Origin of the sequence: Paraburkholderia caledonica NBRC 102488 (assembly GCF_000685095.1) — a bacterium.
In the GTDB taxonomy this organism is placed as follows: domain Bacteria; phylum Pseudomonadota; class Gammaproteobacteria; order Burkholderiales; family Burkholderiaceae; genus Paraburkholderia; species Paraburkholderia caledonica.
Map to the genome: position 1 here is coordinate 148,925 of NZ_BAYE01000003.1, position 20,626 is coordinate 169,550.

General features: G+C 61.9%; 21 protein-coding genes. 16 read left to right on the forward strand and 5 right to left on the reverse strand.

Annotated features, from left to right (window positions below; all coding sequences use genetic code 11):
• Positions 1–116 precede the first annotated feature (116 nt).
• Positions 117–1,019 carry a cysteine synthase CysM gene (gene cysM / locus BCA01S_RS07685; protein WP_027776427.1) on the forward strand — a complete coding sequence of 301 codons (903 nt, stop codon included), beginning with the start codon at positions 117–119 and terminating at the stop codon, positions 1,017–1,019.
• Between the two features lie 114 nt (positions 1,020–1,133).
• Here cysM and mltB read toward each other — a convergent pair whose 3' ends face one another.
• Positions 1,134–2,291: a lytic murein transglycosylase B gene (mltB, locus tag BCA01S_RS07690; RefSeq protein ID WP_027776428.1), complete on the reverse strand. Its 1,158-nt coding sequence runs from the start codon at positions 2,289–2,291 to the stop codon at positions 1,134–1,136.
• Positions 2,292–2,578: 287 nt separating this feature from the next.
• Between mltB and BCA01S_RS07695 the strand changes: the two genes are divergently transcribed.
• Positions 2,579–3,502, forward strand: a complete 924-nt coding sequence (locus BCA01S_RS07695; RefSeq protein WP_027776429.1) for a histone deacetylase family protein — start codon at positions 2,579–2,581, stop codon at positions 3,500–3,502.
• 55 nt (positions 3,503–3,557) lie between these two features.
• Complete coding sequence (locus BCA01S_RS07700) at positions 3,558–4,358, forward strand: enoyl-CoA hydratase (protein ID WP_027776430.1); 801 nt, start codon at positions 3,558–3,560, stop codon at positions 4,356–4,358.
• Here BCA01S_RS07700 and BCA01S_RS07705 read toward each other — a convergent pair.
• On the reverse strand, positions 4,355–5,278 hold the full coding sequence (locus tag BCA01S_RS07705; protein WP_027776431.1) for an alpha/beta hydrolase: 924 nt from the start codon (positions 5,276–5,278) through the stop codon (positions 4,355–4,357). The two genes, BCA01S_RS07700 and BCA01S_RS07705, sit on opposite strands and share 4 nt — an antisense overlap.
• 241 nt (positions 5,279–5,519) lie before the next feature.
• On the opposite strand from BCA01S_RS07705, the gene BCA01S_RS07710 reads away from it, so the two are divergent.
• The 6 genes from BCA01S_RS07710 to BCA01S_RS07735 all read left to right on the forward strand — a co-directional run bounded on the left by BCA01S_RS07710 (position 5,520) and on the right by BCA01S_RS07735 (position 11,862).
• Positions 5,520–6,554, forward strand: a complete 1,035-nt coding sequence (locus BCA01S_RS07710) for a methionine ABC transporter ATP-binding protein (protein ID WP_027776432.1) — start codon at positions 5,520–5,522, stop codon at positions 6,552–6,554.
• On the forward strand, positions 6,544–7,197 hold the full coding sequence (locus BCA01S_RS07715) for a methionine ABC transporter permease (protein ID WP_020068958.1): 654 nt from the start codon (positions 6,544–6,546) through the stop codon (positions 7,195–7,197). The genes BCA01S_RS07710 and BCA01S_RS07715 overlap by 11 nt, the downstream gene beginning before the upstream one ends.
• 14 nt (positions 7,198–7,211) lie before the next feature.
• On the forward strand, positions 7,212–8,009 hold the full coding sequence (locus BCA01S_RS07720; protein WP_027776433.1) for a MetQ/NlpA family ABC transporter substrate-binding protein: 798 nt from the start codon (positions 7,212–7,214) through the stop codon (positions 8,007–8,009).
• Between the two features lie 237 nt (positions 8,010–8,246).
• The gene (locus BCA01S_RS07725; RefSeq protein ID WP_027776434.1) at positions 8,247–8,996 is read left to right on the forward strand and encodes an electron transfer flavoprotein subunit beta/FixA family protein; all 750 of its coding nucleotides are present in this window, start codon (positions 8,247–8,249) and stop codon (positions 8,994–8,996) included.
• A gap of 31 nt (positions 8,997–9,027) precedes the next feature.
• Positions 9,028–9,963: an electron transfer flavoprotein subunit alpha/FixB family protein gene (locus BCA01S_RS07730; protein WP_027776435.1), complete on the forward strand. Its 936-nt coding sequence runs from the start codon at positions 9,028–9,030 to the stop codon at positions 9,961–9,963.
• Positions 9,964–10,071: 108 nt separating this feature from the next.
• The gene (locus BCA01S_RS07735) at positions 10,072–11,862 is read left to right on the forward strand and encodes an acyl-CoA dehydrogenase (protein WP_027776436.1); all 1,791 of its coding nucleotides are present in this window, start codon (positions 10,072–10,074) and stop codon (positions 11,860–11,862) included.
• 148 nt (positions 11,863–12,010) lie between these two features.
• Here the strand turns inward: BCA01S_RS07735 and BCA01S_RS07740 are convergent, their stop codons facing one another.
• Positions 12,011–13,297 (reverse strand): D-amino acid dehydrogenase, encoded by a 1,287-nt coding sequence (locus BCA01S_RS07740; protein ID WP_027776437.1) that lies wholly within the window; start codon positions 13,295–13,297, stop codon positions 12,011–12,013.
• A gap of 167 nt (positions 13,298–13,464) precedes the next feature.
• Here BCA01S_RS07740 and BCA01S_RS07745 point away from each other — a divergent pair, with 167 nt between their 5' ends.
• A complete protein-coding gene (locus BCA01S_RS07745; RefSeq protein WP_013340120.1) occupies positions 13,465–13,965 on the forward strand; it encodes an Lrp/AsnC ligand binding domain-containing protein in 501 nt (166 codons plus the stop codon).
• Between the two features lie 85 nt (positions 13,966–14,050).
• A complete protein-coding gene (locus tag BCA01S_RS07750; protein ID WP_027776438.1) occupies positions 14,051–15,196 on the forward strand; it encodes a PA0069 family radical SAM protein in 1,146 nt (381 codons plus the stop codon).
• Between the two features lie 19 nt (positions 15,197–15,215).
• On the opposite strand, the gene BCA01S_RS07755 is transcribed toward BCA01S_RS07750, so the two are convergent.
• Positions 15,216–15,683, reverse strand: a complete 468-nt coding sequence (locus BCA01S_RS07755) for an NINE protein (RefSeq protein ID WP_027776439.1) — start codon at positions 15,681–15,683, stop codon at positions 15,216–15,218.
• Between the two features lie 243 nt (positions 15,684–15,926).
• Positions 15,927–17,096 (reverse strand): PQQ-dependent sugar dehydrogenase, encoded by a 1,170-nt coding sequence (locus BCA01S_RS07760; protein WP_084166822.1) that lies wholly within the window; start codon positions 17,094–17,096, stop codon positions 15,927–15,929.
• 172 nt (positions 17,097–17,268) lie between these two features.
• Between BCA01S_RS07760 and rpsP the strand changes: the two genes are divergently transcribed.
• From rpsP to BCA01S_RS07790, 5 genes are all read left to right on the forward strand, one after another.
• Entirely contained in the window at positions 17,269–17,523 is a 255-nt protein-coding gene (gene rpsP, locus BCA01S_RS07765) for a 30S ribosomal protein S16 (RefSeq protein WP_006400702.1), read from the forward strand.
• A gap of 120 nt (positions 17,524–17,643) precedes the next feature.
• Positions 17,644–18,402 (forward strand): ribosome maturation factor RimM, encoded by a 759-nt coding sequence (gene rimM, locus BCA01S_RS07775; RefSeq protein WP_027776441.1) that lies wholly within the window; start codon positions 17,644–17,646, stop codon positions 18,400–18,402.
• A 38-nt stretch (positions 18,403–18,440) separates the two neighbouring features.
• Positions 18,441–19,208, forward strand: a complete 768-nt coding sequence (gene trmD, locus BCA01S_RS07780) for a tRNA (guanosine(37)-N1)-methyltransferase TrmD (RefSeq protein ID WP_027776442.1) — start codon at positions 18,441–18,443, stop codon at positions 19,206–19,208.
• A 146-nt stretch (positions 19,209–19,354) separates the two neighbouring features.
• Positions 19,355–19,741: a 50S ribosomal protein L19 gene (gene rplS, locus BCA01S_RS07785; RefSeq protein ID WP_020069334.1), complete on the forward strand. Its 387-nt coding sequence runs from the start codon at positions 19,355–19,357 to the stop codon at positions 19,739–19,741.
• 91 nt (positions 19,742–19,832) lie between these two features.
• Positions 19,833–20,549 carry a CoA pyrophosphatase gene (locus BCA01S_RS07790; protein ID WP_027776443.1) on the forward strand — a complete coding sequence of 239 codons (717 nt, stop codon included), beginning with the start codon at positions 19,833–19,835 and terminating at the stop codon, positions 20,547–20,549.
• The last annotated feature ends 77 nt before the right edge of the window (positions 20,550–20,626 follow it).

Sequence of the window (20,626 nt, forward strand, 5' to 3'; positions counted from 1 at the left end):
TTTTGCGTGGGAGAGGTTGCATCCATGCGGGCAGAAGGGCCGCGCGGCAACGGTGGGCACGGTGGTTTAGAATCAAAGCATTGAAGACTTCGCGCATCGACAGCACCAGAACCTATATGGCTTACAAAACGATTGAAGACACGATCGGCAATACGCCGCTCGTGCAACTCGTCCGGCTCCCCGACGACGAGATCCGCAGCCGTAACAACGTGGTCCTCGCCAAGCTCGAGGGTAACAACCCCGCAGGCTCGGTGAAAGATCGCCCGGCGTTGTCGATGATCAAGAAAGCGGAAGCGCGCGGCCGTATCAAACCGGGTGACACGCTGATCGAATCGACAAGCGGCAACACCGGCATCGCGCTCGCCATGGCAGCGGCGATCCGCGGCTACAAGATGGTTCTGATCATGCCGGAAGACCTGTCGGTAGAGCGCCGTCAAAGCATGGCCGCATACGGTGCGCAGATCATCCTCACGCCCGTAACGGGCGGCATGGAATACGCGCGCGATCTGGCCGAACAGATGCAGCGCGACGGCAAGGGCATTATCCTCGACCAATTTGCGAATCCGGACAATCCGGCGGCGCACGTCGAAGGCACAGGCCCCGAAATCTGGCACGACACGGAAGGGCGCATCACGCACTTCGTGTCGTCCATGGGCACGACGGGCACCATCATGGGCGTGTCCAGTTACCTGAAGCAGCAGAATCAGGCGATCGAAATTGTCGGCGCGCAGCCCGAGGAAGGGTCGCGCATTCCAGGCATCCGTAAATGGCCAGAGGCTTATATGCCGAAGATCTTCGACCGTAGCCGGGTCGACCGCGTCGAGAACGTGAGTCAGGCCGCGGCCGAAGCAATGGCGCGCCGGTTGGCTTCCGTCGAAGGCATTTTTGCGGGCATTTCGTCGGGCGGAGCGTGCGAGGTGGCATTGCGCGTCGCGCGTCAGGTCGAGAATGCGACCATCGTGTTCATCGTCTGCGACCGCGGCGACCGTTACTTGTCCACCGGCGTGTTTCCGGCGTAAGCGGACAGTGTCGCTCACGCGCAATACGATATAGCGTCAGTTAAAAAAAGCGCCAGCAGGCGCTTTTTTTACATCTATAGCGCGCAGGTATCGGCCTGCAGTCCGCGCTATGAACTATTGCGAAGCCGCGCTTGGGGGCGCTGCGTTGTTCTGAGCATTGGCCGAACTCGCTGCGTCGCTTGCTTGCATCTGCGACTTGATGCGCTCGCCCAACTGATAAACCGCGAGTGCATAAAAGAAGCTGCGGTTGTAGCGCGTGAGCACGTAGAAATTTTTCAGGCCCAGCATATATTCCGTGCCGCGGCCCGGCGACGGCAGGTCGACCACCGTGACAGGCGTTCCCGCTTCCGACGCGATATTCACGCTCGGCTCATTGAGCAGCAGCCCCGCGCGCAACAACTGGTCGAGCGGCCAATGCGGCTCCGGCGCACCGTCGGCGGCGGCTTGCGCGACGCCCAGGCTGCCAGCGTCCGTACCGATTTTCCATACCACGGGCCGGCCGTTTTCCCAGCCGTTCTGCCGCAGATAGTTCGCCACGCTGCCGATCGCATCCGCCTGGCTCGTGCGCAGGTCGATTTCCTTGTTGCCGTCGTAACTCACCGCGTACTGTGTGATGCTGCTCGGCAGGAACTGCGGAATGCCGATCGCGCCCGTGTACGATCCGAGCACCGTGGTCGGGTCGATCTGCGAATCGCGCGTCCACACCAGGTAGTCTTCGAGATTCTTGCGGAACGTCGCCTGACGGTCGGCGCGATTAGGCGTGTTCGGATAGTCGAAACTGAGCGTAGTCAGCGCGTCGAGGACGCGGAAGTTGCCCATGAAACGCCCGTAGATCGTTTCCACGCCGAGAATGCCGACGATCACCTCCGGCGGCACGCCAAACTCCTCGTACGCACGCTGCAGCGTAGCCTGATTCGCGCGCCAGAAGCGAATGCCCGCGTTGATGCGGATCTGATCGAGAAAACGCGACTGATACGCGCGCCAGTTCTTCACCGAAGGAGACGGCGACGGCGTCACCAGCTTGACCGCGGTCGCCGAATAGCTCACGCCGGCAAAAAGCGAATGCAGCGACGACTCGTCGAAGTCGTAGCGCGCCACCATATCGTTGATGAATGCATCGACATTCGGGTTGTTCGCGTAGCGCTGCGGAATGATTTCTTCTTCGAAGGTTTGCCCTTGCGGCACCGCTGTTTGCGGTTGTGCCTGAGCGAGCAGCGTCGGCGGTTTTTTTCCGGCGATCTGCCCAAGTGCCGGAGTGGTTGCCATGAACATGCACGATGCGATGGAGAGTGCGGCGGCGATGGTTCGGGTGCTGAGCCGGTTTCGTGCAGACAGAGCAAGCTTGACGGTCATAGTGAGCTGGGGGCGCAGTGCGAAAGGACGAAGACAGGAGGAAAACGGATCGGGGTAGTATACCCGAGGCCTCTCGCGAAACTGTGCCGGACGCGTTACAGCCACGTCGTGTGGTAACTTGACGATGTTGGCGCGCCGCGGGCGCGCGCCCCTGGATGGAGACGCGCCGCGCACGCCTCGAAGGCCACGCGCCGCAGAAGAAAATCATGGCAACAGGTTTCTATTCCCACGCCGACTGTCTGCTGCACGACATGGGGCAATGGCATCCCGAGTGCCCTGCACGGCTGCAGGCCATCGAAGATCAATTGATCGCAAGTCGCATCGACGCGTTGATCGAACGGGAGTCGCCGCCGCTCGCCGACGAAGCGGCGCTGCTACGCGTGCACACGCAAGCGCACATCGATTACATTCGCAGCCGTTCGCCGGCCGAAGGCATGGCTGAAATCGACCCCGACACGTCGATGAATCCGCATACCTTGCAGGCAGCGTTACGCGCTGCCGGCGCCGCAGTGGCCGCCACCGACGCGGTCATCGAAGGACGCTTCGACAACGCCTTCTGCAGTGTGCGGCCGCCCGGTCATCACGCGGAACCCGCGCGCGCGATGGGCTTCTGCTTTTTCAACAATGTCGCGATTGCTGCTCGTCATGCGCTGGAGGTGCACGGCTTGCAGCGCGTCGCGATCATCGACTTCGACGTGCACCACGGCAACGGTACGGAGGCGGCGTTTTCCGGCGACTCACGCGTGCTGATGTGCAGCATCTTCCAGCATCCGTTCTATCCGTTCACCGGCGCCGACAATCAGGCGCCCAATATGTGCAACGTGCCGATGCCCGCGCGCTCGAAAGGCATGGCGGTGCGCGAGGCGGTCGACATGCTGTGGTTGCCTCGTCTGAATGAATTCAAACCTGAGATGTTGTTCATTTCGGCCGGCTTCGACGCGCATCGCGAGGACGATCTCGGCAACATGGGTCTGGTCGAAGACGACTACGTGTGGATCACCGATCAGATGCGCGACATCGCAAACCGCTATGCGCGCGGGCGAATCGTGAGTTGCCTCGAAGGGGGCTACAACCTGTCCGCGCTTGGGCGCAGCGTCGTCGCACACGTGCGCGCGCTCGCCGGAATCTGACGAGTCACCGCGCCGCATAGGCTGCGGTCGCCGGACATTGAAATGGGAGCGAGCCATGAAGGCCGATGCACTGAGCGCTTCGCTGATCGAGACGGAGGCCGACGCGTACGGCGTGCCGGGCGTCGTCCTTCTAACGATGAACCGGCCCGACGCGTTCAACGCACTCTCGGAGCCGTTGCTCGACGCGTTGCAGGAAGCGTTGAACGGACTCGCTGTGTCGCAGGCGCGCGTGGTGGTGATCGCCGGCGCAGGGCGCGCATTCTGCGCGGGACACGATCTGAAAGAGATGCGCGCGGCGCCGTCGCTCGAGTATTACCAGGCGCTGTTCGCACGCTGCACGAAACTCATGATGACGATCCAGCGCTTGCCTCAGCCGGTGATCGCACGTGTTCACGGGATTGCGACGGCGGCCGGCTGCCAGCTCGTCGCGATGTGCGATCTGGCCGTGGCTTCGGATACCGCGCGGTTTGCCGTCTCGGGCGTGAACCTCGGGCTGTTTTGCGCGACGCCGTCGGTGCCGCTGTCGCGCAACCTCTCGCGCAAGGCCGCGCTCGAAATGCTCTTGACCGGCGATTTCATCGACGCCGCAGAGGCGAAGCGGCAGGGCCTCGTCAATCGCGTGGTGCCTACGGACTCCCTGGATGCGGAGGTGGCAAGGCTTGCCACCAGCATTTGTGCAAAGCCCGTGGAAGCCGTGACTGCCGGCAAGGGACTGTTCTACCGGCAGCTCGAAATGGGCATCGAAGCCGCTTATCAGCTTGCGGGCCAGACCATGGCCTGCAACATGATGGACGACTCGGCGCTCGAAGGCGTTCAGGCGTTCATCGACAGACGCCCGCCTGACTGGAAGCGTTAGCGCATGCGCCCCAGTCTCTGATCGATCCACTCGATCAGTTCGCTCACAACGCGCTCGCCGTCCAGATCGTTCATCGTCTCGTGAAAGCTGCCTTCGTAGAGCCGCAGCGTCTTGTCCGGCGATCCGGCGTGCTCGCTAAAGTCGCGGCTTCCTAGAGGCTCCGTGAGCTTGTCGGCGGTGCCGTGATAGACGAGTAGCGGCAAGCGCAGCGCCGCGCGGCCCGCTTCGATGCGCGCCATCGACAGCAGCAATTCCGCGCCGGTGCGCGCGGGGATCGGACCGTGATGCACGAGCGGGTCGTTGCGGTTCGCGTCCACCACGGCAGGAACGCGCGAGAGCAGGGCGGCGTCGATTTTCATTGCCGGGAAGCTCGGCCATACGCGGCTGATCACCTGACTCAGCTTGAGCATCCAGCGAGGCACGTCGCGGCCTGGCGCGAGAGCGGGGCTCGACAGGATCAGACCGCTCACGCGTGTGCCGAGGTCGTCGCGAGCGGTGCCGAGGCGCTCGGTCGCGTAAAGCGCGGCTACGGCGCCTCCCATGCTATGGCCCATCAGAAAAATCGGTGCATGCGGACGTGCTTGGGCTGCGGCATCGAGTAAAGCCTGTGCGTCCAGCAGGTAATCGTCGAATCGTTCGACGTATGCGCGCTTGCCGGGTGCCCGGCCATGGCCGCGCAAGTCGATTGCCAGCAGTTCGACGCCGGCCGCATTGAGCCTCGTGGCCAGCGCCCGATAGCGGCCTGCGTGCTCAGCCAGGCCGTGGATCAGTGCAACCGTTGCGCGCGGCGTTCCTATGACAGGCCAGCGGTACAGCGGCAATTCCACGTTGTCGGCCGCAATGATTGACGAGCGAAAAGGCTCGGTGCTTTCTGCGCCGGTCGGGGCGGCGAAAGCGCTGCTGTTTTGGGGAGTCTCCATGACGGCGCGTCCATTGGTTCTGGTCCCGGCAGATCATAGACCGCCGCCGTGTCGCCCGGCGAAATCGCGCCTTGCATGTTCCTCTAATGTCAATTAGTTATGAAAGAATCGTAATTGATTATTAAAGGGAATGACGTCGCCTACGGTAGAATCGCGGGCTCAAATCCCAATAAAAGTGACGGCGGATGCTTGGTCGCAGAGCGCATGACGCTCGTCGACAAACCCGCCGTTTCGTTTTTCCATGATCGAAATACGCAATATCTCCCAGCGGTTCGCGGGACCCCGGGGCTGGGTCGAGGCACTGCACAACGTCAATCTGTCGATTCCGGCGGGCGAAGTGTTCGGCATCATCGGCCGCAGTGGTGCGGGCAAGAGCACGCTTGTGCGCACCATCAACCTGCTGACGCGTCCAACGGAAGGCAACATCGTCGTCGACGGACGGGATCTGACCACGCTGCCTGCTGCGCAACTGCGCGAGGCGCGCCGCGAAATCGGCATGATCTTCCAGCACTTCAACCTGCTGTCGTCGCGCACGGTGTACGAGAACGTCGCGCTTCCGCTCGAACTCGCCGGCATGAAGCGCGACGAGATCGAGGCGCACGTGCTGCCGCTGCTTGAACTCGTGGGCTTGTCCGCGCAGAAGGACCGCTACCCCGCGCAGATCAGCGGCGGGCAAAAGCAACGCGTGGGCATCGCGCGAGCGCTTGCTAGCAAGCCGAAGGTGCTGCTCTCGGACGAAGCGACGTCCGCGCTCGATCCCGAAACCACGCGCGCGATCCTCGAACTGCTCAAGCGGATCAATCGCGAACTGAATCTGACCATCGTGTTGATCACGCATCAGATGGACGTGATCAAGCAGGTTTGCGACCGCGTCGCCGTGCTCGACGCGGGCCGCGTGGTCGAAGAGGGCAAGGTGATCGACGTGTTCCTGCAACCGCATCACGAAGTCACGCGCGCGCTGATCGGCGACGTGATCGCGCAAGAACTTCCGCCCGCAATGAAGGCGCGCGTGGCCGAGCGTTTGAAGACCGGCAGCGGTCATTTGCTGCGCCTCGCGTTTACGGGGTCGGGCGTCGATCAGCCGATTCTCTCGGAGACGATTCGCCGCTACGAACTCGACTTCAACATCCTGCACGGCCAGATCGACGAGATCCAGGGGCAGGCGTTCGGCTCGCTCGCGGTGCTCGCGGGCGGCGAGCCGACCAAGGTGGCGCAAGCGCTCGCTTATCTGCGCGAACAAGGTGTGGTGGTGGAGGAACTCTCGTATGTTGAGTGAAATGTTCGATATGTTCGTCCAGTCGTTCTGGGAAACGCTCGTCATGGTGGGCATTTCCGGACTGGTCGGCGCGCTGGTGGGTTTGCCGCTCGGCGTGCTGCTATATCTGACGGACCGTCAAGGCGTATTGCAGAACGTCGCAGTCAATCGTGCGATGGGCGTGGTCGTCAATGCGGTTCGCTCTACGCCGTTCATCATCCTGCTCGTGGCGGTGATTCCGTTCACGCGCCTCGTGGTCGGCTCGTCGATCGGCACGGCTGCGGCCGTTGTGCCGCTGACCATTGCCGCAGCGCCGTTCATCGCGCGTCTCGTCGAGACCGCGCTGCGCGAAGTCGATCGCGGCCTGATCGAGGCGGCGCAAGCAATGGGCGCGACCACCAGCCAGATCGTATTCAAGGTGTTGTTGCCGGAATCGCTGCCGGGCGTCGTCGCCGGGTTGACGATCACGTTCGTCTCGCTGGTCGGGTATTCGGCGATGGCGGGCGCGATCGGCGGCGGCGGTCTCGGCGACCTGGGCATCCGGTACGGGTATCAGCGGTTTCTGCCGGAAGTCATGTTGACGGTCGTCGTGATTCTGATCGTTTTCGTGCAGTTGGTGCAGTCGTTCGGGGATTGGCTCGTGCGTCGTCTGAGCCATAAATAATCAAAAGGTCCATCATGCAACGTCGTTTCATTTTCAAGCTCGCCGCGGCGCTCGGTGCCGTATCGATGTTCGGCGCCAACGCGGCTCACGCTGAAGACGCGATCAAGGTCGGCGTCACCGGCGGTCCGCACGCGCAGATCATGGAAGTCGTGAAGACTGTCGCGGCAAAGAACGGTCTGAACATCAAGATCGTCGAATTCTCCGACTACGTGCAGCCGAACGCGGCGCTCGCCGGCGGCGACCTCGACGCAAACAGCTATCAGCACGACCCGTACTTGCAGGCGCAGGTGAAGGACCGCGGCTACAAGCTGATTCGTGTCGCCGATACGGTCACGTATCCGATGGGCATCTATTCGAAGAAAGTGAAGACGCTGGCCGACCTGCAGCCGGGCGCGAAGATCGCGGTGCCGAACGACCCGACCAACGGCGGCCGCGCGCTTCTGCTGCTGCAAAAGCAGGGGCTTCTGAAGTTGCGCGCCGACGCGGGTCTGAAGGCTACGCCGCTCGACATCGTCGACAATCCCCGGAAGCTGAAGATCGTCGAACTCGACGCCGCGCAGATTCCGCGCTCGCTCAACGACGTGGATGCTGCGGCGATCAACACCAACTTCGCCATGGAAGCAGGGTTGAAGCCGAAGCAGGACGCGATCGCGATCGAAGACCCGAAGGGTCCGTACGTGAACATCATCGCGATCCGCGAGGCGGACAGGAATAAGCCGTGGGTCGCCAAGCTGGTGGCGGCTTACCATTCGCCGGAAGTGAAGCAGTTTGTCGAGGGCAAGTTCGGCGGCGCTGTCATCACCGCCTGGTGAGTCGAGCGGCTCCAGAAACGGCAAGACACCTCGGCGATATGAGAACTAGAGTCGTAAGTGAGAACCCGGGGTTGCTGCCCGGGTTTTTTTGCGATTAAAATAGAACGACCGTTCGATATTGCCGTCACGCCACTGGGGAGCGATATCCTCGTGCTAGAACACCCGCGATAAGGCTGCAGTGAGGCAGTCGCTATAATGTTCGTTGGGTTGACGTATTCGTAACTTTGGAGCGTGTGCATGAAAATCCTGGTGCCAGTCAAGAGAGTGGTCGATTACAACGTGAAGGTCCGAGTCAAGTCGGACGGCACGGGCGTCGACATTGCGAACGTAAAGATGTCGATGAATCCGTTCGACGAAATCGCGGTTGAAGAGGCCGTGCGTCTGAAAGAAGCCGGTGTCGCGACCGAGGTGATCGCGGTGTCGGCCGGTGTCACGCAATCGCAGGAAACGCTGCGCACGGCGCTGGCCATCGGCGCGGACCGCGCGATCCTGATCGAGTCCACGGAAGAATTGCAGCCGCTGGCTGTCGCCAAGCTGCTCAAGGCGCTGGTCGACAAGGAGCAGCCGCAACTGGTGATTCTCGGCAAGCAGGCCATCGACGACGATTCGAACCAGACAGGTCAGATGCTTGCCGCACTGGCTAACCTGCCGCAGGCAACGTTCGCGTCGAAAGTGGTCGTGGCCGACGGCAAGGCAACGGTTTCGCGCGAAGTGGACGGCGGCGCCGAAACGCTGTCGCTCACGCTGCCCGCAGTGGTCACCACCGACCTCCGCCTGAACGAGCCGCGCTATGTGACGCTGCCGAACATCATGAAGGCGAAGAAAAAGCCGCTCGAAACGATCAAGCCTGAAGACCTCGGCGTCGATGTCACGCCGCGTCTGAAAACGCTGAAGGTTGTCGAGCCGCCCAAGCGCTCCGCCGGTGTGAAGGTGCCGGATGTGAAGACGCTGGTCGAGAAGCTGAAGACCGAAGCCAAGGTGCTGTGAGCAGCGCACGGAGACGAATGAAATGACGAATCTGGTGAATCTTGTAATAGCAGAACACGACAATACGTCGATCAAGGGCGCAACGCTGAATACGATCGCAGCCGCGCAGAAGGTCGGCGGCGATATTCATGTGCTGGTCGCAGGTCAAAATGCGCAGGCTGCAGCGGATGCGGCGGCGAAGATCGTCGGTGTTTCCAAAGTGTTGCTGGCCGACGCGCCGCAACTCGCCGAAGGGCTCGCTGAAAACGTAGAAGCAACGGTGCTGAACATCGCGAAAGACTACTCGCACATCTTCGCGCCGGCCACCGCCTACGGCAAGAACATCGCGCCGCGTATCGCAGCGAAGCTCGACGTCGCGCAGATCAGCGATATCACCGCGGTCGATTCCCCGGACACGTTCGAGCGCCCGATCTACGCGGGCAACGCTATCGCGACGGTGCAGTCGGCTGATCCGATCAAGGTCATTACCGTACGCACAACGGGCTTCGACGCAGTTGCCGCCGAAGGCGGCAGCGCGACGATAGAGAAGATCGAAGCAGCCGCGGACGCGGGCATCTCGCAGTTCGTCAGCCGTGAAGTGACGAAGCTGGATCGTCCGGAACTGACGTCGGCGAAGATCATCGTTTCGGGCGGGCGCGGCCTGGGCAACGGTGAGAACTACACCAAGGTTCTCGAGCCGCTGGCCGACAAGCTGAACGCGGCGCTGGGTGCATCGCGTGCAGCAGTGGACGCGGGCTTCGTGCCTAACGACTATCAGGTCGGCCAGACCGGCAAGATCGTCGCGCCGCAACTGTACGTGGCGGTCGGCATCTCCGGCGCGATCCAGCATCTGGCGGGCATGAAGGACAGCAAGGTGATCGTCGCCATCAACAAAGACCCGGAAGCGCCGATTTTCAGCGTCGCCGATTATGGCCTTGTTGGCGATCTGTTCACGCTGGTGCCGGAACTCGTCACCGAACTCGGCTAAGCGTCCGGGCGCCGTATAAAAGCCATTCAAAGGCGTTAGGCGACATATAAAGGGCGCGGGACCAACAAGTCCGGCGCCCTTTTTCCATCAAGGCAGGAGGAGAACACAATGAGCTATACGGCGCCTATCAAGGACATGCTGTTCGTGATGAAAGAACTGGCGGATCTCGAGCAGATCGCGACGCTGCCAGGCTTCGAGGACGCGAATCTGGACACCGCCCAGGCCGTGCTGGAAGAGTCGGCGAAACTATGCGGCGAAGTGCTGGCTCCGCTGAATGTGGAAGGCGATCGCAATCCGAGCAGTTGGAAAGACGGCGTGGTCACCGCGACGCCGGGCTTCAAGGAAGCGTTCCGCCAGTTTGGCGAAGGCGGCTGGCAGGGCGTGCAGCATCCTGTCGACTATGAAGGTCAGGGCTTGCCCAAGCTGATCGCGACCGCGTGTATCGAAATGCTGAACGCGTCGAACCTGTCATTCGCGTTGTGTCCGTTGCTGACCGACGGCGCGATCGAAGCGCTGCTGACCGCCGGCACCGACGCGCAGAAACAGACCTATGTGCCCAAGCTGGTTTCCGGCGAATGGACCGGCACGATGAACCTCACCGAGCCGCAAGCCGGCTCTGACCTCGCGCTCGTGCGCACGCGTGCCGAGCCGCAAGGCGACGGTTCGTTCAAGCTCTTCGGCACGAAGATTTTCATCACGTGGGGCGAGCACGACATGGCGAAGAACATCGCGCATCTCGTGCTGGCGCGCACGCCGAATGCGCCTGAAGGCGTGAAGGGCATTTCGCTCTTTATCGTTCCAAAGTTTCTGATCAATGAAGACGGTTCGCTCGGCGAGCGTAACGACGTGCACTGCGTGTCGATCGAACACAAGCTCGGCATCAAGGCGAGCCCGACCGCGGTACTGCAATTCGGCGATCACGGCGGCGCGATCGGGCACCTGATCGGCGAGGAAAATCGCGGCCTCGAGTACATGTTCATCATGATGAACGCGGCTCGTTTTGCTGTTGGCATGCAGGGCGTCGGCGTGTCGGATCGCGCGTATCAGAAGGCGGTCGCGTATGCGAAGGACCGCGTACAAAGCCGTCCCGTCGACGGCTCTGCAAAACAGCCGGTTGCGATCATTCAGCATCCGGACGTGCGCCGCATGCTGTCGACTATGCGCGCGCTCACGGAAGCGTCGCGTGCGCTCGCTTACGTCGCGGCAGGACATTGCGACATCGCGCATCGTCATCCGGACGAAGCGACGCGTGCGAGCCACCAGGCGATTTATGAATTCCTCGTGCCGATCGTGAAGGGCTGGAGCACCGAGCTGTCGATCGACGTGACGAGCCTCGGCGTGCAGGTGCACGGCGGCATGGGTTTCATCGAGGAAACGGGCGCCGCGCAGTATTACCGCGATGCGCGCATTCTGCCGATTTACGAAGGTACGACTGCGATTCAGGCAAACGATCTGATCGGCCGCAAGACGGTGCGTGATGGCGGCAAGGTTGCGAAGTCGCTGCTCGCGGGCGTCGCCGAGACCGTCGAATCGCTCGGTGCGCAGCAAGGGCCTGCGTTCCAGTCGATGAGAAAGTATCTCGGGCAAGGGCAGCGCTCGTTGAGCGCTGCGATCGATTTCGTCGTCGCGAACACGAAAGAGGATCCGAACGCCGTGTTTGCCGGGAGCGTGCCTTATCTGAAGCTCGCCGGGATTGTGCTCGGCGGCTGGCAGATGGCGCGTGCACTGCTCGTCGCCGCCCAGAAGCGCGACGAAGACCCGGCGTTTTACAGCGCGAAAATCGCGACCGCGCAATTCTATGCGGAGCATGTGTTGCCGCTTGCGTCCGCGCTCGAAGCGTCGATTGTCAGCGCGAAGGGCGGCGAGGGCGTGCTCGCGTTGTCGGCGGACCAGTTCTGATACGGTCTGTCGCTAGACATTGCCCTGTAAATGCAAACGGCGCCTTGTAGCAAGGCGCCGTTTCTCTTGTTACGAGTCGCTTCGTGCAGTCACGAACCGGCTGACGACGCTCTATGCGTCAAGTCTCACGAGCTCGCACAGTCACGCTTCACGCATAAGCCGGACGATGCGCGCCGCCGGTGTCGCCGAGATAGCGATGTACCGACAGATCGTCTGCCTTGATGGCAGGCTGCTTGCCCGAGATGACGTCGGCGAGCAATTGCCCCGAACCGCACGACATGGTCCAGCCGAGTGTGCCGTGGCCAGTGTTCAGGAACAGATTCGCCACCGGCGTGCGTCCGACGATCGGTGTGCCGTCCGGCGTCATGGGCCGCAGCCCGGTCCAGAAGCTCGCCTTCGACGTATCGCCGCCACCCGGGAACAGGTCGTTCACGCACAGTTCCAGCGTTTCACGGCGCGCCTGGCGCAACGACTTGTCGAAGCCGACGATCTCAGCCATGCCGCCCACGCGAATCCGGTTGTCGAAACGGGTGATCGCGATCTTGTAGGTTTCGTCCAGCACCGTGGAAACGGGCGCGGCCGCTTCATTGACGATAGGCGCCGTGATCGAGTAGCCCTTGAGCGGATACACCGGAATCTTCACGAGCCCGGACAGGAATTTCGTCGAATACGAACCCAGCGCGACCACGAACGAATCGGCGCGCACCAGTTCGTTGCCGCATTGCACGCCGGCAATGCGATCTGCGGCCATGGCGAGTGCGTCGATCGGCGTGTTGTAGCGGAATTTGACACCCAGTTGCTCGGCCAGCGCGGCAAGGCGCGTGGTGAACATCTGACAGTCGCCGGTTTCGTCGCCCGGCAGGCGCAGACCGCCGGTCAGCTTGTGGGAGACGGCGGCGAGCGCCGGTTCCGCCTGCGCCAGTTCGGCGGCCGTGAGCAGCTCGTACGGCACATTGGCTTCGCGCAGCACGGCGATGTCTTTCGCCGCGCCGTCGAATTGCTGCTGCGTGCGGAACACCTGCAGTGTGCCGCCAGTGCGGCCTTCGTACTGAATGCCGGTCTCCGCTCGGAGTGCCTGAAGGCAATCGCGGCTGTATTCGGCAAGACGGACCATGCGGCCCTTGTTGACCGCATAGCGCGACTCGGTGCAGTTCTGCAGCATTTGCCACATCCATTGCAACTGGAACTGCGTGCCGTCGAGGCGGATTGCGAGCGGTGCGTGTTTCTGGAACATCCACTTGACGGCTTTCAGCGGCACGCCCGGTGCAGCCCACGGCGACGCATAGCCGGGCGAGATCTGCCCGGCGTTGGCGAAACTGGTTTCGAGCGCCGGGCCGGCTTCCCGATCGATAACGGTCACTTCATGACCCGCTCGTGCCAGGTAATACGCACTCGTCACGCCGACGACGCCACTGCCCAAAACGACGACTCGCATAGCTGCTCCGGAAAATTCGCAAAGATTCGGGGGCGGTGCGCTCGTTGGTTCGTGCGGATTCGTGCGATTAACGAGGTGTAACGAGGTTCGCCCAGTGTTAACCGCTATACTATGGTCGAGCCTGCAGGTTTTGTTATTGTATTTTTGCGATTTTCAGAAGAAACACTATGCGTACGCAGCGCCAGCCGGTCCGAGCTCTCGACAAGCTCGATCACAAGATTCTCCGTCTGCTGCAGCAGGACGGCCGCATGGCCATGAAAGACCTCGCGGAGCAGGTCGGACTGTCGGTCACGCCGTGTATCGAGCGCGTCAAGCGCATGGAGCGCGACGGCGTCATTACCGGCTACTACGCGCGCGTGAATCCGGCCGAACTGGGCGCGGCACTGCTCGTGTTCGTGGAGATCACGCTGGATCACAAAAGCGGCAACATGTTCGACCAGTTTCGGCGTGAAGTGCAGAAAATCCCCGAAGTGCTCGAATGCCACCTCGTGTCGGGCGACTTCGACTATCTGATCAAGGCGCGGATCGGCGAAATGGCGGACTACCGCAAGCTGCTCGGCGACATCCTCCTGCAGCTCCCCGGCGCGGTGCAGTCTAAAAGCTATGTCGTGATGGAAGAAATCAAGGAAACGTTGACCATTCCCGTAGGCGACGAAGCCACGCGCTAGTTTTCCGCAGGGCTCGACAAACGGCGTAAACACTGTATATTTATACAGGTGTTCTGCGCCGTTTTCCATTCGTCTCCTGCTAGCCGTGACCAGATCCCACGTCTCTCCCGTCCGCGAGTTTCCGATCGCACCGCCAGCGCCTCGCAAGGGGCGCGGTGCGGTAACGAATTTGCAGGGACGCTATGAAGTTGACCAGCGCGAAGCCGTAGACGACGGCTGGCTCGCGGTCCCGGACGAAGAGGGAGCGCCGAAGGTTCTGCGTACGCAAGTTTTCGAGGAAAGGGCAAAGAGCATCCTCACGCGCAATAGTTCGCCGGATATCCCGTTCAGCGTGTCGCTCAACCCGTACCGCGGTTGCGAACACGGCTGTATCTATTGTTTCGCGCGGCCCACGCACAGTTATCTCGGGCTCTCGCCGGGACTCGATTTCGAAAGCCGGATCTATGCGAAGGTCAATGCGCCTGAATTGCTGCAGCGCGAGCTTTCGAAGAAGTCGTATGAGCCCGAGCCCATCGCGCTCGGCGTGAATACCGACGCCTGGCAGCCCGCGGAACGCGATTGGCGGCTCACGCGCCGCGTGGTCGAGGTGCTCAGCGAGCGCAATCACCCATTTGCAGCCATCACGAAGTCGTCGCTGATCGAGCGCGATCTGGATCTGCTTGCGCCTATGGCGGCTCGTGGTCAGTTTATGGCAGCCATCACGATCACTACGCTAGACGCGGATATCGCCCGTACCCTGGAGCCTCGCGCGGCTACGCCCTCGCGGCGGCTGCGAACCATCCGAACATTGAGCGAGGCCGGCATTCCGGTCGGCGTGAGCATTGCGCCCGTCATTCCGTTTGTCACCGAGCCCGACATGGAGCGCGTGCTCGAGGCGTGCGCGGAAGCCGGCGCCAGCAATGCGAGCTATATCGTGCTCAGGTTGCCGTGGGAGGTCGCACCGCTTTTCAAAGACTGGCTCGCCGCGCATTTTCCCGATCGCGCCGAACGGGTCATGGCGCGCGTGCGCGATATGCGCGGTGGTAAAGACTACGACTCGTCTTTTTCCGCCCGCATGAAGGGCGAAGGTTTGTGGGCCGATCTGCTTAAGCAGCGTTTTCACAAAGCGGTGCGCCGTTTAGGGCTGAACCAGCGCGACCGGGGCATTCTGGATATGTCTCACTTCCGGCGAAACGAGGCGCAGCGCGTTCCGGCGGCAAGCCCGGACAATCCGCAACTCGATCTGTTCTAGCATTGCACGGCGCGCCGGACTATTGCGAAAGCGCTTTGGCCGCCTGAACTTGTCCTTCGAAGTAGGTCTGGAAGGAAATGGCGAGGCCGGTCATCAACAGGAAGGCCCCGATCAGCAGCGAAAAAATCACCACGAAGATTACGGTCCAGCCGGATCGGCTGGTGCGCTGCGTGTGCGCGTTGAACTGCCTATCCCATTTTTCGTCGGGGCGCAGGCCGTAGACGATCGCGGCGAGGAATGCAGCCAGAAGCGAGACGGCGCCAGGGAACGCCAGGACCCAGCCGAGCATTGAAGCGCGTTCGCTCGCCACGAGCAACATCGCGCCTGGAATGCCGATCAGCGTGCCGATCACGTGAGCCCAGCCGAAAAGGTCGCGCGGTCCGTACAGGTAGAAGCGATGTGCGCCGAGGGTGCCCAGGAAAAATGCTAGTGCGGCGGTAATAGTTTTGGATCGAAAGTAAGTCGAGGTCGAAACTGGCTTGGACATGTAGGCGAGGGCAGAGTAACGGGCGGTCAGTAACGCGGGCCGAAGGAGTGGCCAAGGGAGCGGGCACACCGTTGCCGCGGACCGTCGCGCATTCTACGCCGCTCGCGTGCGGCCGGTCACGCGGCGTACGGCCTCATGGGACTCGGGCATGTTGCCGTCTGGCTTGATGGTTCCCGTGTCGGGAGCACCGTCTGACTAGATTGACTGCTGGCCCACTGAAACGTGGAGCGGCCGGACGGGCGTTCAAGGCGCAGAGTAAGTGACGCGATAGATAGCGCCGGCGTAGTCGTCGCTGATAAGCAGTGACCCGTCGGGCAGCGGCAGGACATCGGCCGGGCGGCCCCAGACGGTTTCTCCCGACTGGAGCCATCCTTCGGCGAACACCTCCTGACGCGCATGACTGCCGTCCGCGTCCGTGACGACGCGCATCACGCGGTAACCGGACTTCTTGCTTCGGTTCCAGGAACCGTGCTCGGCAATGAAAATGTTGGCGCGGTAGTCGGGCGGGAACATGGAGCCGCTATAGAAGCGCATACCGAGCGCGGCGACGTGCGCACCTAGCTTGGCGACGGGCGGCGTGTACGCGCTGCATGGGTGGCCCTCGCCAAATTCCGGATCGGGAATGACGCCGGCGTGGCAGTACGGAAAGCCGAAGTCCATGCCGACGCGCGGGGCGCGGTTGAGTTCGTCGTCGGGTGCGTCGTCGCCCAGCAGGTCGCGACCGTTATCGGTGAACCATAGCTCGTGCGTCGCCGGATGCCAGGCAAACCCAACCGTATTGCGCACACCGCGCGCCACGACTTCGTAATGGTTGCCGTCCGGGTCCATGCGGCCGATCATCGCGTAGCGGTCGCGGTCTTTCCCGCAGACGTTGCAGGGCGCGCCTTGCGGCACGTAAAGCTTGCCGTCCGGTCCGAAAGCAATGAATTTCGCGCCATGATGAGTCTCGCCCGGCAGTTTGTCCGTCACCACGACTGGCTTGGGCGGCGCGTTAAGGCGCGTATCAATCGAGTCGAAGCGTAAAATCTTCGACACCGCGGAGACGTACAGCGCTCCGTTATGCCAGGCCACGCCGACCGGAGTCTCCAGGCCCGAGGCCACCACATGGCGCCCGGTCGCGCGTCCGTCCTGCAGCTGGAGCGCGTATACGTGGCCGTCGAGACTGCCTATATATAGAACGCCTTTCGGCGACAACGTCATGGCGCGAGCGCTCGGTACTGCGTCCGACAAAACCTCAATGCGAAAACCGGCCGGCAGCTTGATGCGTTCGACTGGGAGCGCGGCAAACACATTGCACGCGAAGGAGGCCAGGAGCCCTGCCGCTACCGCGCGAAAACCGCGACAGAGCGAGGCATTAGCGGTCCGACGGGCGAAGTAGAGGAGTACGAGAGCGGCTCGGGACAGTGGTTTCACAAGGCGTTCCGTCAGGTTGTTCGGGCTTCTGGGCGCCGCCGACCACCCGTGCTGTATGGGCGGCGCAACCGCGCTGCGCAGTTTATCCCGGTAAGTGTTTGTTATGGCGTCAGTTTCCCGCTATAATCGCGTGTTTCAGTCGTTCCGAACCCCGGTTTTCAAGGATTCTAGTATGGTCATCATCCGCTTGGCTCGTGGCGGCTCCAAGAAGCGCCCGTTCTACAACATCGTCGCAACCGACTCGCGTAACCGTCGTGACGGCCGCTTCATCGAGCGCGTTGGCTTTTACAACCCGGTCGCTACGAAGGGCGAAGCCCTGCGTATCGCTCAAGACCGCCTCACGTACTGGCAAGGCGTTGGCGCACAACTGTCGCCGACCGTCCAGCGTCTCGTGAAAGAAGCGCAAAAGGCGCAGCCGGCTGCTTAATGGTAGCTCGCATGCGGATCGTCGTCGGTTTGGCCGGCGGCTCGCGCAACTTGCATGAGCAGTCCGATACGCAAGATTTTTTGCCGAAGCAGGCGTCGAAGTTCGTTGTGAGGCTCAATCATGTCCGAGCGTGATTCCGGCAGTTCAGGTCGCGTAAAGGCCAAAGAGCCGACACAAGAGCCGCCGAAAGGTGCGAGCTCACGTACGAAGACGTCTGGTCAGGCGCCATTCGGTGCATTCGTCCGCAAGCCGGTCGAGCGGGCCGAAGGCAAGGCGAAAGCCAATGTTGCAAACGCCGGTTCCGAGGCAGCAGCAATGCGCGCGGAAACGGCGGAGAGTTGGCCGGCCGACGCGGTCGAAGTCGGCGCAATCGTCGACGCATACGGTCTCAAAGGCTGGGTCAAGGTAGCTGCTCACGCGGATGCCGGCCATGGCGGCGACGCTTTGCTCAGTGCAAAGCGCTGGTGGCTGATGAAAGGCCGCGAGCGGAAGTCGGCGCCGTCATTGCAGGCGAAAACGCATAGCGACAGTGTGGTGGCCCATCTGGGCGGCGTCACTGACCGTGATGCGGCGTTGTCACTGCGCGGCTCTCGCGTCTATATCAGCCGCAGCGAATTCCCGGCGCTGGAAGCCGACGAATTCTACTGGGTCGACCTGCTCGGCCTCGATGTGGTGAACCTTGCCGGCGTCAACCTGGGCAAGGTGGCAGACATGATCGACAACGGTGCGCATTCGGTTTTGCGCGTCGAATATGCGGCAGCCGACAAAATCGGCAAGCCGGTCACCGCCGAGCGTTTGATCCCGTTCGTCGGTGTGTTCGTCAAGACGGTGGACCAGGCGGCAAAGCAGATCATCGTCGACTGGGAAGCCGATTATTGACAGTTCAGCAAATCGAGTTCGCTAAAACGGAGAGAGCGATGCAGTTCGATGTCGTCACGCTCTTTCCCGAAATGTTTCGTGCGCTTACCGACTGGGGTATAACCAGTCGGGCAGCAAAGCAGGAGCGCTATGGGTTGCGCACGTGGAACCCGCGTGATTTCACGACCGACAACTACCGCACGATCGACGATCGCCCATACGGCGGCGGCCCCGGCATGGTCATGCTGGCCAAGCCGCTGGAAGATGCGATTGGCGCAGCCAGGGCGGCGCAGGCGGAGCAGGGCATCGGCGCGCCGCGCGTGGTGATGATGTCGCCGCAAGGCGCCACGTTGAATCACGAGCGTGTCATGAAGTTCGCCGCGCAGCCGGGACTAATCTTGCTGTGCGGGCGTTACGAAGCGATCGATCAGCGTTTGCTCGACCGCGTTGTCGACGAAGAAGTCAGTCTTGGCGACTTCGTGCTGTCGGGCGGAGAGTTGCCCGCCATGGCCTTGATGGATGCGGTCGTGCGCCAGCTGCCGGGCGTGCTCAATGATTCGCAGTCGGCGGTGCAGGACAGTTTTGTCGACGTGCTGCTCGATTGTCCGCACTACACGCGGCCCGAGGAATACCAAGGCGTGCGCGTGCCTGATGTGCTGCTTGGCGGCCATCACGCAGAGATCGAAGCATGGCGTCGGCGCGAGGCCTTGCGGAACACGTTGCGCAAGCGGCCTGACCTGATCGTCAAGGCTAGGAAAAACAAGATGTTGAGCCGTGCCGACGAGGCATGGCTTGCAAGTCTCGCGAAGGAAGAGCCGAAGGCGTAAAGCTTCGGTCTTTCGAGCGGACACCAGGCGGCGCCGCACATGCGTGTACGGCGCCTGATGTGAACCCATCCTCTATCGGGGCCGTAGCCGGGCATTTTCATGCGAGGCAGGTACGAACGCCGACAAGATGGACTTAGGAGTCAGTGATGAATCTGATTGCAAAACTCGAGCAGGAAGAAATTGCGCGCGCCCTCGGCGAAAAGACCATTCCCGAATTCGCTCCTGGCGATACGGTGATTGTCAGCGTGAACGTGGTTGAAGGTACGCGTAAGCGTGTTCAGGCTTACGAAGGCGTCGTGATCGCCAAGCGTAACCGTGGTCTGAATTCGTCGTTCATCGTCCGTAAGATTTCGTCGGGCGAAGGCGTCGAGCGTACGTTCCAGACATACTCGCCGCTGCTGGCAAGCATCGTCGTGAAGCGTCGTGGCGACGTGCGTCGTGCGAAGCTGTACTACCTGCGCGACCGTTCGGGCAAGTCGGCTCGAATCAAGGAAAAGCTGGTCTCGAAAGACCGCGCTGCTTCCCAGGCGTAAATGCTGTAAGAAAAAGCACCCCTCGCGGGTGCTTTTTTGTTTGCCAGGTCAAAATAGCGGCATCACCGCTACCGCTCACTCGAGAGATCCGTTGATCCGCCCCGCCTTTGAACCTGAAACTCTGCCTGTCGAAGCGACCGGCGCCCACTTGCCGCCAGTGCACGCGGAGCGTCTTACGCCCGATGGTCTGCGCCGCCGTTTCAAACAGCATCTTTGCTGGACACCCGAGCCGATCGTCGAGACGCCGTGGCGCAATACTCAGGGCGATCCGCGTGTCGCCTCTGTACTGGTCCCGCTCGTAATCCGCGCAAATGGCCTGACGGTGCTGCTCACGCAGCGTGCCGACCATCTTAACGATCACGCAGGCCAGGTCAGCTTCCCTGGTGGCCGGCAGGAACCGTTCGACGCAGACGCCACTGCCACTGCTTTGCGCGAAGCGCAGGAGGAAGTAGGCCTGGCGCCGTCGCGCGTCGAGGTGCTTGGCGCGCTGCCCGACTATCTGACGGGCACGGGTTTTCGCGTGACGCCGGTAATCGGCCTCGTACATCCGCCGTTCGCATTGAAAGCGGACGCGCTGGAGGTCGCAGAAGTATTCGAAGTGCCGCTCGCATTTCTGATGAACCCGGCGCATCACGAAGAACGCGTGTTCCGTTACGAAGGAGGCGAACGGCGTTTCTTCGCTATGCCGTACCCGCGCGGCGCGTCATTGGAGGCGGCTGAAAGAGACGACGGCACGGGCAGCCACTATTTCATCTGGGGCGCGACGGCCGCCATGCTGCGCAATTTCTATCGCTTTCTAACAGCTTGAGGCGAGGTGACGCGCACGGTCGCCGGATGTTTGGCAACGACCTCGCTCAGCGGCATCCGACCCTGTGCTATCGTTAT